The 14,485-nt window shown below is 59.2% G+C and carries 11 protein-coding genes and 1 pseudogene; 5 read left to right on the top strand and 7 right to left on the bottom strand.

The genetic code is table 11. The features are described from left to right. Positions 1-2: 2 nt before the first annotated feature. Both ACK59Z_RS04425 and ACK59Z_RS04420 read right to left on the bottom strand, forming a co-directional pair. A complete protein-coding gene (locus ACK59Z_RS04425) occupies positions 3-917 on the bottom strand; it encodes an ABC transporter permease subunit (RefSeq protein ID WP_003249590.1) in 915 nt (304 codons plus the stop codon). 154 nt (positions 918-1,071) lie between these two features. Next, positions 1,072-2,208 (bottom strand): branched-chain amino acid ABC transporter substrate-binding protein, encoded by a 1,137-nt coding sequence (locus tag ACK59Z_RS04420; RefSeq protein WP_019752617.1) that lies wholly within the window; start codon positions 2,206-2,208, stop codon positions 1,072-1,074. A gap of 511 nt (positions 2,209-2,719) precedes the next feature. Here ACK59Z_RS04420 and pncB point away from each other — a divergent pair. Together pncB and nadE are read left to right on the top strand one after the other, a co-directional pair. After that, positions 2,720-3,925: a nicotinate phosphoribosyltransferase gene (gene pncB / locus ACK59Z_RS04415; RefSeq protein WP_064613810.1), complete on the top strand. Its 1,206-nt coding sequence runs from the start codon at positions 2,720-2,722 to the stop codon at positions 3,923-3,925. A 3-nt stretch (positions 3,926-3,928) separates the two neighbouring features. Then, on the top strand, positions 3,929-4,756 hold the full coding sequence (nadE, locus tag ACK59Z_RS04410) for an ammonia-dependent NAD(+) synthetase (RefSeq protein WP_003249583.1): 828 nt from the start codon (positions 3,929-3,931) through the stop codon (positions 4,754-4,756). A 102-nt stretch (positions 4,757-4,858) separates the two neighbouring features. Here nadE and azu read toward each other — a convergent pair whose 3' ends face one another. Then, a complete protein-coding gene (gene azu / locus ACK59Z_RS04405) occupies positions 4,859-5,308 on the bottom strand; it encodes an azurin (protein WP_003249580.1) in 450 nt (149 codons plus the stop codon). A gap of 350 nt (positions 5,309-5,658) precedes the next feature. On the opposite strand from azu, the gene ACK59Z_RS04400 reads away from it, so the two are divergent. Next, on the top strand, positions 5,659-6,246 hold the full coding sequence (locus ACK59Z_RS04400) for a TIGR00730 family Rossman fold protein (RefSeq protein WP_003249578.1): 588 nt from the start codon (positions 5,659-5,661) through the stop codon (positions 6,244-6,246). A 137-nt stretch (positions 6,247-6,383) separates the two neighbouring features. On the opposite strand, the gene ACK59Z_RS04395 is transcribed toward ACK59Z_RS04400, so the two are convergent. Both ACK59Z_RS04395 and ACK59Z_RS04390 read right to left on the bottom strand, forming a co-directional pair. Further along, a complete protein-coding gene (locus ACK59Z_RS04395; RefSeq protein WP_003249577.1) occupies positions 6,384-8,684 on the bottom strand; it encodes a YgiQ family radical SAM protein in 2,301 nt (766 codons plus the stop codon). 178 nt (positions 8,685-8,862) lie between these two features. Next, positions 8,863-9,045 (bottom strand): annotated as a pseudogene (locus tag ACK59Z_RS04390) (DUF3077 domain-containing protein); the annotation flags it as partial. Positions 9,046-9,675: 630 nt separating this feature from the next. Here ACK59Z_RS04390 and ACK59Z_RS04385 point away from each other — a divergent pair. Together ACK59Z_RS04385 and ACK59Z_RS04380 are read left to right on the top strand one after the other, a co-directional pair. Further along, positions 9,676-10,830 carry a YcaO-like family protein gene (locus ACK59Z_RS04385; protein WP_003249575.1) on the top strand — a complete coding sequence of 385 codons (1,155 nt, stop codon included), beginning with the start codon at positions 9,676-9,678 and terminating at the stop codon, positions 10,828-10,830. A 1-nt stretch (position 10,831) separates the two neighbouring features. Then, positions 10,832-12,487 carry an ATP-binding cassette domain-containing protein gene (locus ACK59Z_RS04380; protein WP_047604666.1) on the top strand — a complete coding sequence of 552 codons (1,656 nt, stop codon included), beginning with the start codon at positions 10,832-10,834 and terminating at the stop codon, positions 12,485-12,487. Between the two features lie 24 nt (positions 12,488-12,511). Here ACK59Z_RS04380 and dnaB read toward each other — a convergent pair whose 3' ends face one another. Together dnaB and rplI are read right to left on the bottom strand one after the other, a co-directional pair. Next, complete coding sequence (gene dnaB, locus ACK59Z_RS04375) at positions 12,512-13,909, bottom strand: replicative DNA helicase (protein ID WP_003249571.1); 1,398 nt, start codon at positions 13,907-13,909, stop codon at positions 12,512-12,514. 113 nt (positions 13,910-14,022) lie between these two features. Further along, complete coding sequence (gene rplI / locus ACK59Z_RS04370; RefSeq protein WP_003249568.1) at positions 14,023-14,469, bottom strand: 50S ribosomal protein L9; 447 nt, start codon at positions 14,467-14,469, stop codon at positions 14,023-14,025. Between the last annotated feature and the right edge of the window lie 16 nt (positions 14,470-14,485).

The raw sequence follows: 14,485 nt of genomic DNA, 5'->3' as shown, positions 1-14,485 counted from the left end.
GTTCACACCTTAGCCACGAGCGGGCGACCCAGCAGGCCTTGTGGGCGGAAGATAAGGATCATCACCAGCAGCGAGAAGCTGAACACGTCCTTGTAGTCGGAGTTGATCAGGCCGGAGAACAGCGACTCGGAAATACCCAGGATGATCCCGCCGAGCATCGCGCCAGGCAGCGAGCCGATGCCACCGAGCACAGCGGCGGTGAACGCCTTGATACCGATGATGAAGCCGGCGTAGAAGTCGAAGGTGCCGTAGTTCATGGTGATGAGCACGCCGGCCAGGGCGGCCATCACTGCACCGATGACGAACACGTAGGAGATTACCCGGTCGGTGTTGATACCCAGGATCGAGGCCATCTTGCGGTCTTGCTGGGTAGCACGGCACATGCGGCCGAGCTTGGTGTACTTGATCACGTAGGTCAGCAGGCCCATGCCGACAAAGGCCGCCACCAGGATGAAGATCTTGGTATAAGTCAGTTGCACGAAGCCGGACCCGACTTCGACACGCATAGCACCTTCCAGTAGGGTTGGCACGCCTTGCTGGCGGGCGCCCTGGCTGATCTGTGCGTAGTTCTGCAGGATCAGCGAAATGCCGATGGCACTGATCAGCGGTGCCAGGCGGGTGGAGTTACGCAGCGGTTTGTAGGCGATGCGCTCGATGGTGAAACCATAAACGCCGGTGACGACGATGGTGAACAACAAGGTGCCCAGCATCAGCAGGGGGAACGATTCGACACCGAAGTAAGCCAGCAATGCCAGGCTGATCGCCGCGAGGTAAGCGGAGATCATGTACACCTCGCCGTGCGCGAAGTTGATCATGCCGATAATGCCATAGACCATTGTGTAGCCGATGGCGATCAGGCCATAGACCGACCCGAGGGTCAGGCCGTTGACCAGTTGCTGCAGGAAAATACCATCCATAACGCAATCTCACCTGATTGAGATTGCACGAGCGCCGACCACGGCGCGGGCCACCTGTGCGGGGCCCTCGCAGCGCAGAACTGTGCAGATCTACGAATAAAGACAGGTACCGCGGGGCTTGGGCCCGAGCAACCGCCCGGGCCGCGGGCCGTTGTTATTTTTGTTTTTCCAGCTGGTGGTATTTACCGGTCTTGTCCCACTGGTAGACCACGTAGTCGGACACGGTCAGGTCGCCCTTGCTGTCCCACTTCTTCTCACCCATGACGGTCTGCACCGGGTTGGCCTTGAGCCACTTGGCAGCGTCTTCGCCCTTGTTCGACTTCGCGCCATTGAACGCGGCAGCCAGAGCCTGCAGCGAAGCGTAGGCGTACAGGGTGTAGCCCTCAGGTTCGGTGCCCGCCTTGCGGAACTCCTCCACCACCGCCTTGCTGTCTGGCAGCAGGCGCGGGTCGGCACCGAAAGTCATGTACACACCGTCAACGTATTGCGCGCCGCCGGCGGTAGACACCAGCTCGTCGGTGACGATGCCATCATCGGACATGAACTTGACGTCCTTCAGGCCCTGCTCGCGCAGCTGGCGTACCAGCGGGCCGGCTTCCGGGTGCAGGCCGCCGAAATAGACCACGTCGGCACCGGTAGAGCGGATCTTGGTGACCACAGCGCTGAAGTCTTTCTCGCCCCGGGTGAGGCCTTCGTACAGCACAGGCTCCACGCCGCGTTTCTTCAGCTGAGCCTTGGTCGCGTCAGCCAGGCCTTGGCCGTAGGTGTCCTTGTCGTGCAACACCGCGACCTTCTTGCCCTTGAGCACGTCGACGATGTAGTCGCCAGCGACGATACCCTGCTGGTCGTCACGGCCGCACATGCGGAACATGGCGCTCAGGCCGCGCTCAGTGACCTGTGGGTTGGTGGAGCCTGGGGTGATGGCGATTACGCCCGCCTCGTCATATACCTCGGACGCCGGGATCGTGTTGGAGGAACAGAAGTGGCCCACTACGCCGATCACCTTGTCCTGGTCGACCAGTCGGTTGGCCACGGCCACGGCTTGCTTCGGCTCACAGGCGTCATCGCCTTTGACCAGGACGATTTTCTCGCCATTCACGCCACCGGCGGCGTTGATCTTGTCGGCCGCTGCCTGCGCACCTTTCATGTACTGCTCGCCAAACGCTGCGTTGGCACCGGTCATTGGGCCCGCTACACCGATCTTGACGTCGGCCTGAACATACGAAGAAACACCCAGCGCCGTAGCTACGGCCAGAGCCAGGAAACCTTTCTTGTAAAACGTCTGCGACATGAGGTGGTGCTCCTAGAGTTTTTTTGGTTGGCACTACAACTACTCAGCCCTGTGCTCAGAGCAAGGGCCGTGCCATCGGTTTTGTCTTCCGGGAAAACACACTGTGCAGGGTGCCTGTAGGCGACGGGCGGCCTTTTCTTTATTGAGCGTGCAACCGTCTGCCACGCGGCAGGCGCCACCACACGTACAGACAAGGAGCAACCGTCGAGTGCCATCATTGCAACCCTGGCAAGTGTTTACGTGCAACCGCCCTGTAACAGCGGACGTCACCGAACTGCACACCGCTGGTGCGCGACTGCTACAGGCGGCACCGTTTCAAGGCTAGCTGGTGCACGGAAAAACACCTCTGTTTTGGCTGTTTCGGCCTCTTCGCGGGCACGCCCGCGCCTAAAATAGGAACAAGGCCCCGCACCGTGTAGGGGCGGGCTTGCCATGAAGAGGCCGGAACAGCCACACAAGGGGTAAAAGGCTGGCACAATGGCCGCCAATCGCCGCTTCCGGAGCCCCCTTGATGAGCGAAAGCGCATTCGCCGAGCGCATCGTGCACAACTTGCTCGACACCGACTTCTACAAACTCACCATGATGCAGGGAGTGCTGCACAACTACCCGGACGCCGACGTCGAATGGGAATTCCGCTGCCGCAACGGTGAGGATCTGCGCCCCTACCTCGGCGAAATTCGTAATGAGCTCGAACGGCTTGGCGACCTCACCCTGGACGATGGCCAGCTGGCCTTCCTCGAACGCATCAGCTTCCTCAAGCCCGACTTTTTACGCTTTCTGCGACTGTTCCGCTTCAACCTGCGCTACGTGCACGTCGGCATCGAAAACGACCAGCTGTTCCTGCGCCTGAAAGGTCCGTGGCTGCATGTGATCCTGTTCGAAGTGCCGCTGCTGGCCATCATCAGCGAAGTACGCAACCGCAATCTGCACCCGCACATGCGCCTGGCCGAGGCGCGGGATCAGTTGTACCGCAAGTTTGACTGGCTGCGTGCACATGCCAGCGACGACGAGCTGGCCGAACTGCAGGTGGCCGACTTCGGCACCCGCCGGCGCTTTTCCAGCCGCGTGCAGGAGGAAGTGGTAAGGGTGCTGCGCGACGACTTCCCCGGCCGTTTTGTCGGCACCAGCAACGTCGACCTGGCATGGAAACTGGATATCAAACCGCTGGGCACCATGGCCCACGAGTGGATCATGGCCCACCAGCAGCTCGGCCCCCGGCTGATCGACAGCCAGATCGCCGCGCTGGACTGCTGGGTACGCGAGTACCGCGGCTTGCTCGGCATCGCCCTGACCGACTGCATCACCATGGATGCCTTCCTCGGCGATTTCGACCTGTACTTCGCCAAGCTGTTCGACGGCCTGCGCCATGATTCGGGCGAGCCGGTAGCCTGGGCGGAAAAGGCCATTGCCCATTACCAGAAACTGGGTATCGACCCGATGACCAAGACCCTGGTGTTTTCTGACGGCCTCAACCTGACCCGCTCGCTGGAAATTTTCCGCGCCCTGCGCGGCCGCATCAACGTCAGCTTTGGCATCGGCACCAACCTGACCTGCGACATCCCTGGTGTGGCACCCATGAGCATCGTGCTTAAAATGACCGACTGCAACGGCGCGCCGGTGGCCAAGATCTCTGACGAAGCCGCCAAGACCCAGTGCCGCGACGAGAACTTCGTCGCCTACATGCGTCACGTATTCAAAGTCCCCAGCAAGGAGTAACCCATGCAAGCGGTTCAGCAAGAGATTGCCCAGGCGCTGAAGGTACAGCCGCCGTTCGCCGACGCGGCAGCGCTCGAGGCCGAAGTCGCCCGACGGGTGGCGTTCATCAAGGACTGTCTGGCCAATGCTCGACTCAAGACCTTGGTGCTGGGCATCAGCGGTGGCGTCGACTCACTGACTGCCGCCCTGCTCGCCCAGCGCGCCATCAACGAGCTGCGCGCCGAGACCGGCGACAAGGCCTACACCTTCATTGCCGTGCGCCTGCCGTACCAGGTACAGCATGACGAGCATGACGCCCAGGCATGCCTGGATGTGATCAAGGCAGATGAAGTTCACACGGTGGATATCGCCCCGGCAGTGCGTGCATTGGCAGCTGAAGTGGCGGCGTTGAAGAATGGCTCGCCGACGTTGGTGGACTTCGTGGTTGGCAACGTCAAGGCACGTACCCGAATGGTCGCCCAGTACACCATCGCTGGCGCCCGCGCAGGTCTGGTGATCGGAACCGACCACGCCGCCGAGGCGGTGATGGGCTTCTTTACCAAGTTTGGTGATGGTGCCTGCGACCTGGCGCCGTTGAGTGGGCTGGTGAAGAATCAGGTGCGGGCGATTGCGCGCAGCTTCGGTGCGCCGGAGTCACTGGTGGAAAAGGTGCCAACGGCCGACCTGGAAGACCTGGAGCCGGGCAAGCCGGACGAGGCGTCACATGGCGTGACCTACGCGCAGATCGATGCCTTCCTGCATGGGCAGCCGGTTGACCAGGCAGCGTTCGACATCATCGTCGCCACCTACCGCAAGACCCAGCACAAGCGCGAACTGCCGTTCGCTCCTTGATAAGTGGCCTGCAGGAGCGGGTTCACCCGCGAATACGAGGGTGAACCCACCGACGCATTCGCGGGTGAACTCGCTCCTGCAGGGTTCGCCGTCAGCCTTTGATTACTTGACGATGACCTTGCCTTTCATCATCGAGATGTGGCCCGGGAAGGTGCAGAAGAAGCTGTAGTCACCACCGGCTTCCAGCTTGGAAGTGTCGAACTTCACTTCGGTTTCTTTCTCAGGCGCGCCGATCATCTTGGTGTGGGCGATGATCGCGGCGTTGTCAGCCTTCAGGTAGTCCTTATCCAGACCCTGGCTCATGCCTTCGGTGGCAATGGCCTGCATGTCGGCAGTCTTGCTGATCACCAGGTTGTGGCCCATGACGTTCTTCGGCAGGTTGCCAGAGTGGGTCAGTTTGACGGTGAATTCCTTGCAGCTCTTGTCGACAGTGAATTCCTTGCTGGTGTAGGACATCTGGTCAGTCGAGTCGACAGTGACCGAGCATTCGGCTGCGAAGACAGAAGCGCTGGCGAGGGTCAGCAGGGATACCGCTACAGCTTTCGCAAACATCATGAATCTCCTTGGCAGGGTTTTATCAATTGCGAGACTGCCTGAAACCGTTCAGCCCCTTGCTGATATGGGTCAAGGGGGGTGTCAAGCGGTCAGCCAGTAGAATTGTTCAATGGATTGTATACAACCAATCTAAGGGCACATCATGCCCTTTTATTAGACGATGGGACAACCTCTCATTTAGGAGCAATACCAAATGCCCATCTCCAACTTCCTCAATAGCCTGCTCGCTGCCTACGCCCACGGCGCCACAGGAGCCATCTGCGAATTCTCCCGACCAGAATGAACCCGGCCTTGGAAGCGACGGGCATGCGCCGTACCCTGTGCGCCTGAGTGACAGGAGATGAGCAATGCCCGTACGTTCCGTTTGTGTGTTCTGCGGCGCCAGCATGGGCGCCAACCCTGCCTACCGTGAAGCAGCCGTCGCGCTAGGCCAGGCCATTGCCCGCCGTGGCTTGACCCTGGTGTATGGCGGTGGCGCGGTCGGCTTGATGGGCGTGGTGGCCGACGCGGCCATGGCGGCCGGCGGCGAAGTGGTCGGGATCATTCCGCAGAGCCTGCTGGACGCTGAAGTCGGCCACAAAGGCCTGACCCGCCTGGAAGTGGTGGATGGCATGCATGCGCGCAAGGCCCGCATGGCCGAGCTGAGCGATGCCTTCATTGCCTTGCCGGGAGGGCTGGGTACGCTGGAGGAACTGTTCGAAGTGTGGACCTGGGGGCAACTGGGCTATCACGCCAAGCCACTCGGGCTACTGGATGTGAACGGTTTCTACGACAAGCTGGGCGGGTTCCTCGACCATATCGTCGAAGAAGGCTTCGTGCGCCCGCAACACCGGGCGATGTTACTGCTGGGGCAGCAGCCGGACGAGCTGCTGGACGGGATGGACAGCTTTGTGGCGCCGGTCGCGCCTAAGTGGGTCGACAAGCAGCCTGATTGAAGCTGAGACTTTTGGGACCGCTTCGCGGTCCTTTCGCGACACAAGGCCGCTCCCACAAAAGCACTGCGTACAGCCGATCAATATGGGAGCGGCCTTGTGTCGCGATGGGCTGCAAAGCAGCCCCAATAGTCGATCAGTTAACGCGGAATGACAGGCTGACGCGGCTTCTTGTTGCCCTTGCCGCCCTTGCTCGCCTCTTTGCGCTCCTTGGCCGCCTGCTGGTTGCGCGCAAACGCTTCGGCCTTGGCCTTCTCGCGCTTGTCCCACGGCTTGCTGCCATCGCTGCCACGCGGCGGCAGGCCGGTGTGCTGGGTCAGGATCTTCTGGTCCTTGCCCACCTTGTGGCTCCCCGCCGGGGTCGAGTTCTTGCGGCGCGCGCTCTGGTAGCTGTCGGTCTGCGGCTGGTGCGCCGGAATCAGCTGGTGCTTGCCCGGCCCGATCAGGTCGGCGCGCCCCATACGCTGCAGCGCTTCACGCAGCATCGGCCAGCCCTTCGGGTCGTGATAGCGCAAGAACGCCTTGTGCAGACGGCGTTGCTCGTCGCTCTTGACGATCTCCACCCCTTCGCTCTTGTAGGTCACCTTGCGCAGCGGGTTCTTGCCTGAGTGGTACATGGCCGTAGCCGAGGCCATTGGCGACGGGTAGAACGCCTGTACCTGGTCGGCACGGAAGCCATTGCCCTTCAGCCACAGGGCCAGGTTCATCATGTCTTCGTCGGTGGTACCGGGGTGCGCGGCAATGAAGTACGGGATCAGGTACTGCTCCTTGCCCGCTTCTTTCGAGAATTTCTCGAACATGCGCTTGAAGCGGTCATAGGTGCCGATACCCGGCTTCATCATCTTGTCCAGCGGGCCACGCTCGGTGTGCTCCGGGGCAATCTTCAGGTAGCCGCCAACGTGGTGGGTGACCAGTTCCTTGACGTACTCCGGTGATTCCACCGCCAGGTCGTAGCGCAGGCCGGAAGCAATCAGGATCTTTTTCACACCCGGCAAGGCACGGGCCTTGCGGTACAGCTCGATCAGCGAGCTGTGGTCGGTATTGAGGTTTTCGCAGATACCCGGGAATACGCACGACGGCTTGCGGCAGTGCTTCTCGATTTCGGGGCTTTTGCAGGCGATGCGGTACATGTTGGCAGTCGGCCCGCCAAGGTCCGAGACCACGCCGGTGAAGCCCGGCACCTTGTCACGCATCTCTTCGATTTCGTGCAGGATCGACTCGTGCGAGCGGTTCTGGATGATGCGGCCTTCGTGCTCGGTGATCGAGCAGAAGGTACAGCCACCGAAGCAGCCACGCATGATGTTCACCGAGAAACGGATCATCTCGTAGGCCGGGATGCGCTCCTTGCCATAGGCCGGGTGCGGCACACGGGCGTAAGGCATGCCGAACACGTAGTCCATTTCCTCGGTGCTCATGGGGATGGGTGGCGGGTTGAACCACACATCCACTTCACCATGCTTCTGCACCAGCGCGCGGGCGTTGCCCGGGTTGGTCTCCAGGTGCAGCACGCGGTTGGCATGGGCATAGAGCACCGGGTCGTTACGCACCTTTTCGAACGATGGCAGGCGGATCACCGACTTTTCCCGGGTCACGGCCGGGCTGTCGAGAATTTGCACCACCTTGGCTTCGTTCGGGTCTTCCTGGTCGCCCTTGGCCTGCTCGATGGCGCAGGCCTGGGTGTCCTGGGTGTTCACGTACGGGTTGATGATCTTGTCGACGCGCCCCGGGCGGTCGATACGGGTGGAGTCGATCTCGTACCAGCCCTGCGGGGTATCGCGGCGCACGAAGGCGGTGCCGCGCACGTCGGTGATGGTCTCGATCTTCTCACCGTTGGACAGGCGCTGGGCCACCTCGACCACCGCACGCTCGGCGTTGCCGAACAGCAGGATGTCCGCGCTGGCGTCGATCAGGATCGAGTGACGAACCTTGTCCTGCCAGTAGTCGTAGTGGGCGATGCGGCGCAGCGAAGCCTCGATGCCGCCGAGCACGATCGGCACATGCTTGTAGGCCTCCTTGCAGCGCTGGCTGTACACCAGGCTGGCACGGTCCGGACGGCTGCCGGCCAGACCACCCGGGGTGTAGGCATCGTCGGAACGGATCTTCTTGTCCGCGGTGTAGCGGTTGATCATCGAGTCCATGTTACCGGCGGCCACGCCGAAGAACAGGTTCGGTTCGCCGAGCTTCATGAAGTCGTCTTTCGACTGCCAGTTCGGCTGGGCGATGATGCCCACGCGGAAGCCCTGGGCCTCCAGCAGACGGCCAATGATGGCCATGCCGAACGACGGATGGTCGACGTAGGCATCACCGGTCACGATGATGATGTCGCAGGAATCCCAGCCGAGCAGATCCATCTCCTCCCTGCTCATTGGCAGGAAAGGTGCTGGCCCGAAGCATTCGGCCCAGTACTTGGGATAGTCGTAGAGTGGTTTGGCTGCTTGCATGTCAGTGACCGGTTCTGGTGTGCAGGGAAATCGCGGGCGCGGAATATAGCACAAATTTTGACCAAATCCGACTGGATTCGTGGGGATTGGTGGGCGGGGCGACGGTTGGGGGATGGACGTGGCAGGTGGTTGGCTTGAGGGGTGTAGTGGGGTTGCCAGGTGTTCGACAGAATCCTTGCAGCGCCTTGGCCATCGCACTCAGGTAATGGGCAGCCCAGATCATCATCGGCTTCTCATCCATCAACCCAGTGATGGTCAGTTCGCGCACATAGCCCATCAACTCCGAAGACTGCTCGCGGGCGTCTCTACACTGGATCCCGGGCTCGATGCGGAACAACGGGTGGGGTAAACCCGCTCCCACAGGTACGGTGCAACTCTTGAAGCCTATGGTGAACCTGTAGGAGCGGGTTCACCCGCGAAAGGGCCAGCCCAGGCAACACATCAACGAATCTTTACAGCAGGCCCCTGCCCCTGCATCGGGTTGTCTTCAAGAAAAGGGGATCGTGGGGTGGATCGGGGCAAGGCGATTACTCACAGGAATACCTGAGCCTGCTTACACCAATGGCGATCGCGCCCCCTGCTGAGCGATCGCAATTCCTTCAGATTTTTACTGAATGTTTAGCCTACCCCACCCTGAGAAAGTGCTAACCAGCTAATTATTGGTGCTTTTTTCTTTATCTCTTAAGAATTGTAGGAATCGACCTTCTAGTCTTAGTAAAAAATCCTACATTAACTTTCCTCAACAAATCCCGAGAAGTTCTTGAACCCCCAAAAAAACAAGTGCTACAACAATGACGCGCTGAAAGGCGCACTCAAACCAACTCTATAGGAGCACTAGCCATGGGACGTCGTCGTTCTGAAATCCACACTCTGCAGATCCCACGCGTGATGAGCTACACATTCACCGAGTCCGAGGTTGAATTTCTCAATCTTCTGTAAGTGACAAACCAGAAGGGGCTTAGCCCCTTCTGGCTCTACCAAGGAGCAGAACATGATTACCGAACGCGAGCTGAACATAGAAGAGGCCTACAACCGGCTGACAAGGCTGCATCATCACTTAGGGCTTCAATCGAAAACAGCACTATCAAAAAAGAGTAGCCTGGTCGCCACATGCCACTTATACGACAGCGCCTACAAAGAAGTTTCTTGCGGGGCAGGAAAAGGGGAACATTGCGAACTAGGAGCCCTTGCTGAGAGCCTAGAGCACTACTTCGTCGACAAGAGCACTCCACCACTCATCGAAAGCGACCAAATTTTGCAATCGATAGCCCCATTTGACGATTGGCTCCTAAAATCCATTCCCCCGGATTGCCGAATACCTTATTTCAGTCTTCAGGCATTGAACAGCTACGACGAAATAGCCATTCCCGCGATATTGATAGCACCTTCCTCCAGAAACATTGATGAAATCGAAAAAACTGCAGCGGGCTTTCTTTCCAAATACTCGACCAACTCTGGTACAGCACTTGGCTGCACGGAGAACGAGGCTCTGCTCCACGCCATCAATGAAGCTATCGAACGTCACGCACTTTCTATGTACTACCTATCACTTTGCGGCCTGACTTCCCCACCCAAACTTTACCAACCTTCGAGTTCTTTTCTGGAAGAAACATTTGCCCATGATACCGAGCTTCTCCGTCGGGCCAAAAAACTAGAAATATACTTGACGCACGACTTTTACGAAGTTTCATTTTGCATTGCTGTTTCTCGTAGTAAAAAAGAAGGTGCACTCAGCAGCATTGGCTCCGGCAGCTCCATCAACCCCTCCATTGCAATGTACCGCGCCGTAACGGAGCAGGTTCAGTGCGAGCAGCTTTCTGGGGCCACAGAAAAACAAGAAGATCTCTCTGCTGAAAAAATGCTTACTCATTCAACCCGCCTTTCAGCACTTATACACCCATGCCCCACATATGCTGTACCCGCCTTTCACCCTCCGCATACCGATCTCAGCGTGCGCGGGCAAGTCAAGCGAACACTGATCAACCTGGAAAAACATAATAAGGTCGCATTCTATCGCACACTTTATGAGCACCCGAATCTCGCTACGGTTGTTCAGGTGTTCATACCCGGACTTGAACGCTTCCACCTGATCAGATCAGGTATTCCAGTCGCGCCACAGCGTGCACTCAAAGGCATAAGGCAATGACATGCAAATCTATAGAGGAATTCTCGCCGCCCTCGGCGCGACACTGCTCCTGAAAATCACGACCGTCGTACCTGCTCTAGTCTTGGCCGACATCATTGACAACCTGGCCACCTCAGCCGCGTCTTCCCAGCTTCTGCTCGGAGCTTTCATATGCCTCGTCGCATTACAAGCCTCAATGACCCCTCTACAAGCCTGGTGCCTGGCGCGGCTTTGCCAGGAACGCGTGAAGCAACTTTCCATCCGCTGGTGCCGCGAATTGCTGGACAAGCGCTTCGAGGCCTATGGACAACTCCATGGCGGAACACTGGTAAAAGTACTGGATAGGGGCATTACTGCACAGGAGCGGTGGTTAGGCTTTTTGATTGGCTCGGCATGGCCGGTGCTAGCCGAAGCTGCAGTGCTGATAACGCTCTTCGCTTACCTGGGGGCTACTTCGGTATTGATCGGCCTCATCCCTTTGAGCCTGGCCTACCTGTGGGCCAACGATCGCCTCGTGCGCTGGCGCCGGCCACATATCGAGGCAGTGAACGCGCGCGAGGATGAACTGGCGGAACAATGGGTCGATACCTTCGCCAGCGCGGCAACGGTCAAACTGGAAAAGGCCGAGGATGCCGCAATGCTCCCGGTCAACCAGACACTTTCGCACTATGCCGACTCAGCAGTGCAGGTAGCTCACAGTGGGGGTTGGATTCAGAGCCTGCGTACCCTGTTCATAGGCCTGGGCAGTGGCGGTTTGCTCATGTGGGGTATCCATGATCAGGCTCTGGCAACACCGCAATTGAGCCTGGGCGAGCTGGTTGCTCTCTTCACCTTGGTGAGCGGATTGCTGGCAGGGGTTGCGCAACTTGCTGAGGCCTGGCGATTGCTAGACCAGTTTCGGCTAGACAAACGCAAACTCGAACACTGGCTCCAGCTCCCCTCGTTCGGCCCAGCATGCACTACTGAGGCGAAGTCCCAAGACAAGGACGCTGGCCTAAGCATCGCCCCGTGCCAGTTGAGCGCTCGAGATACTGTACAACTTCACATCGAAGAACCCTTGGTACTGCACAAAGGAGAACGGGTCGCACTGATCGGGCCCAGCGGATGTGGTAAATCGACACTTCTGCATACGCTGGCGGGAACGATATTCCCGTTGCGCAAGGATGTGCACCTGCACGGCAGGTGCCTGGCGTCGCTCGACGCTAGTGAACAATTCAGTCGATTACGACTCTGCCCTCAGGATGCGCATTTCATACCCGGCCCCCTGCCCCGCGCGGTGCTGTTCGAGCAAGCTCATGATCGCGCTCAAATCGAACGATGGCTTGAACGGTTGGGCCTGAGCAAAGACTGGTACGAACTTGATCTGGATGCACGCGCAGAATCGATATCGGGCGGCGAAGCACGCAGGCTGACGCTGCTACGCCTTCTTAATCAGCCTGGGGAATTCAATTTCTTTGACGAACCCACAGCCGGGCTCGATGCCGCGTCGGCAGAGCGTACCTGGGACCTGTTGTTCGAAGCATTTGAAGGGCGAGGGCTGATTTGCGTGACGCATGATCAGAGCGCACTGTCGCGGTTTGACCGGGTGATCACCCTGAGCGAGGGGCGGATCATCAGCCAAGGGCAAACGAACATCGCTCAGATTTCTGAGCTAGTAGGCGCACCGCAAACCTTGTAGGTGCAGCCTTGCTAGCTCAATGGGTTATTCATCATCATCGAAGTTGTACATCCCCGGCGCCAAGTTCTCGAACCGGGTGTACTTGCCGATAAACGCCAAACGCACGAAGCCGATGGGGCCGTTACGCTGTTTGCCGATGATGATTTCCGCCACGCCCTTGTGCTCGGTCTCGGGGTGGTACACCTCGTCGCGGTACACGAACATGATCACGTCGGCGTCCTGCTCGATTGCACCAGATTCACGCAAGTCGGAGTTCACCGGGCGTTTGTTCGGGCGCTGTTCCAGCGAGCGGTTCAGCTGCGAAAGGGCAATGACCGGGCAGTTGAATTCCTTGGCCAGGGCCTTGAGCGAGCGGGAAATCTCGGAAATTTCGTTGGTACGGTTGTCACCGGCCGACCCCGGAATCTGCATCAGCTGCAGGTAGTCGACCATGATCATGGCGATCTCGCCATGCTCACGGGCCAGGCGGCGGGTACGCGCGCGCATTTCCGAGGGGCTGATACCCGCTGTATCGTCGATGAACAATTTTCGGTCGTTGAGCAGGTTCACTGCCGAGGTCAGGCGCGGCCAGTCGTCGTCATCCAGCTGGCCGGAACGGACCTTGGTCTGGTCGATACGCCCCAGGGACGAAAGCATACGCATGATCAGCGACTCACCTGGCATCTCGAGGGAGAACACCAGCACCGCCTTGTCGGTCCGCAGTACGGCGTTTTCTACCAGGTTCATGGCGAAGGTGGTCTTACCCATCGACGGACGGCCGGCGACGATGATCAGGTCGGCTGCCTGCAGGCCGCTGGTCTTCTCGTCCAGGTCGGTGTACCCGGTGGAGATACCGGTGATGTCACTGTCGGAGTTGAACAGCGTATCGATGCGGTCGATGGCCATGGTCAACAGCTCGTTGACGCCCACCGGGCCGCCGGTTTTAGGCCGCGCCTCGGCGATCTGGAAGATCTGCCGTTCGGCATCGTCAAGAATCTCGGCAGCGTTGCGCCCCTGCGGGTTGAACGCGTTGTCGGCGATGTCGGTACTGATGCTGATCAGCTGGCGCAACGTGGCCCGCTCGCGAATGATCGCGGCGTAGGCCTTGATGTTGGCCACCGAAGGGGTGTTCTTGGCCAGCTCGGCCAGGTAAGCCAAACCGCCGATCTGCGAGGACAGGCCTTCCTTGTCCAACTGCTCGTGCAGGGTCACCACGTCGAATGGCTGGTTGGCGTCGGCCAACTTGTGCACAGCGCGGAAGATCAGCCGGTGGTCATGCCGGTAGAAATCGCCGTCCGACACCTGGTCCAGCACCCGCTCCCAGGCATTGTTGTCCAGCATCAGGCCACCGAGCACGGCCTGTTCGGCCTCGATGGAATGCGGCGGTACCTTCAGGGCTGCGGTTTGCAGGTCAAGCTGTTCGGAGGTGGTGATCTCGTTCATGGCCACGAAAGAATTCTGGAGGATGAAAAAGACAAAGGGCACGGCCTGTCGAAAACAGGACCGTGCCCGATGTTAACCGCCTGACTCGCAAGGAGCCAGCCAGTTAGCGCAGCTTAGGCAGCTACGACGACCACGCGTACGGTGGCTTCAACGTCGCTGTGCAGGTGCACGGCTACGTCGTATTCGCCAACCTGACGGATGGTGCCGTTCGGCAGACGAACTTCAGCCTTGGCCACTTCAACGCCGGAGGCGGTCAGGGCGTCAGCGATGTCGTGGGTGCCGATCGAACCGAACAGCTTGCCTTCGTCGCCAGCGGTGGCAGTGATGGTCACTTCCAGCTCGGCCAGTTGGGCAGCGCGGCTTTCAGCCGAAGCTTTCTTGTCAGCGGCTGCTTTTTCCAGCTCGGCACGACGCTCTTCGAACGCAGCCAGGTTGGCGGCGTTGGCAACGGTGGCCTTGCCGAATGGCAGCAGGAAGTTACGGCCGTAACCAGCCTTAACTTTTACTTTGTCGCCCAGGTTGCCCAGGTTAGCGACTTTTTCCAGCAGGATCAGTTCCATTTGGTAAAACCTCTTA

The organism is Pseudomonas sp. KCJK9058, assembly GCF_046230975.1.
Lineage (GTDB): Bacteria > Pseudomonadota > Gammaproteobacteria > Pseudomonadales > Pseudomonadaceae > Aquipseudomonas > Aquipseudomonas alloputida.
Note: the sequence above shows the minus strand (reverse complement) of the source record. Positions and strands in the feature narration are given on the sequence as shown.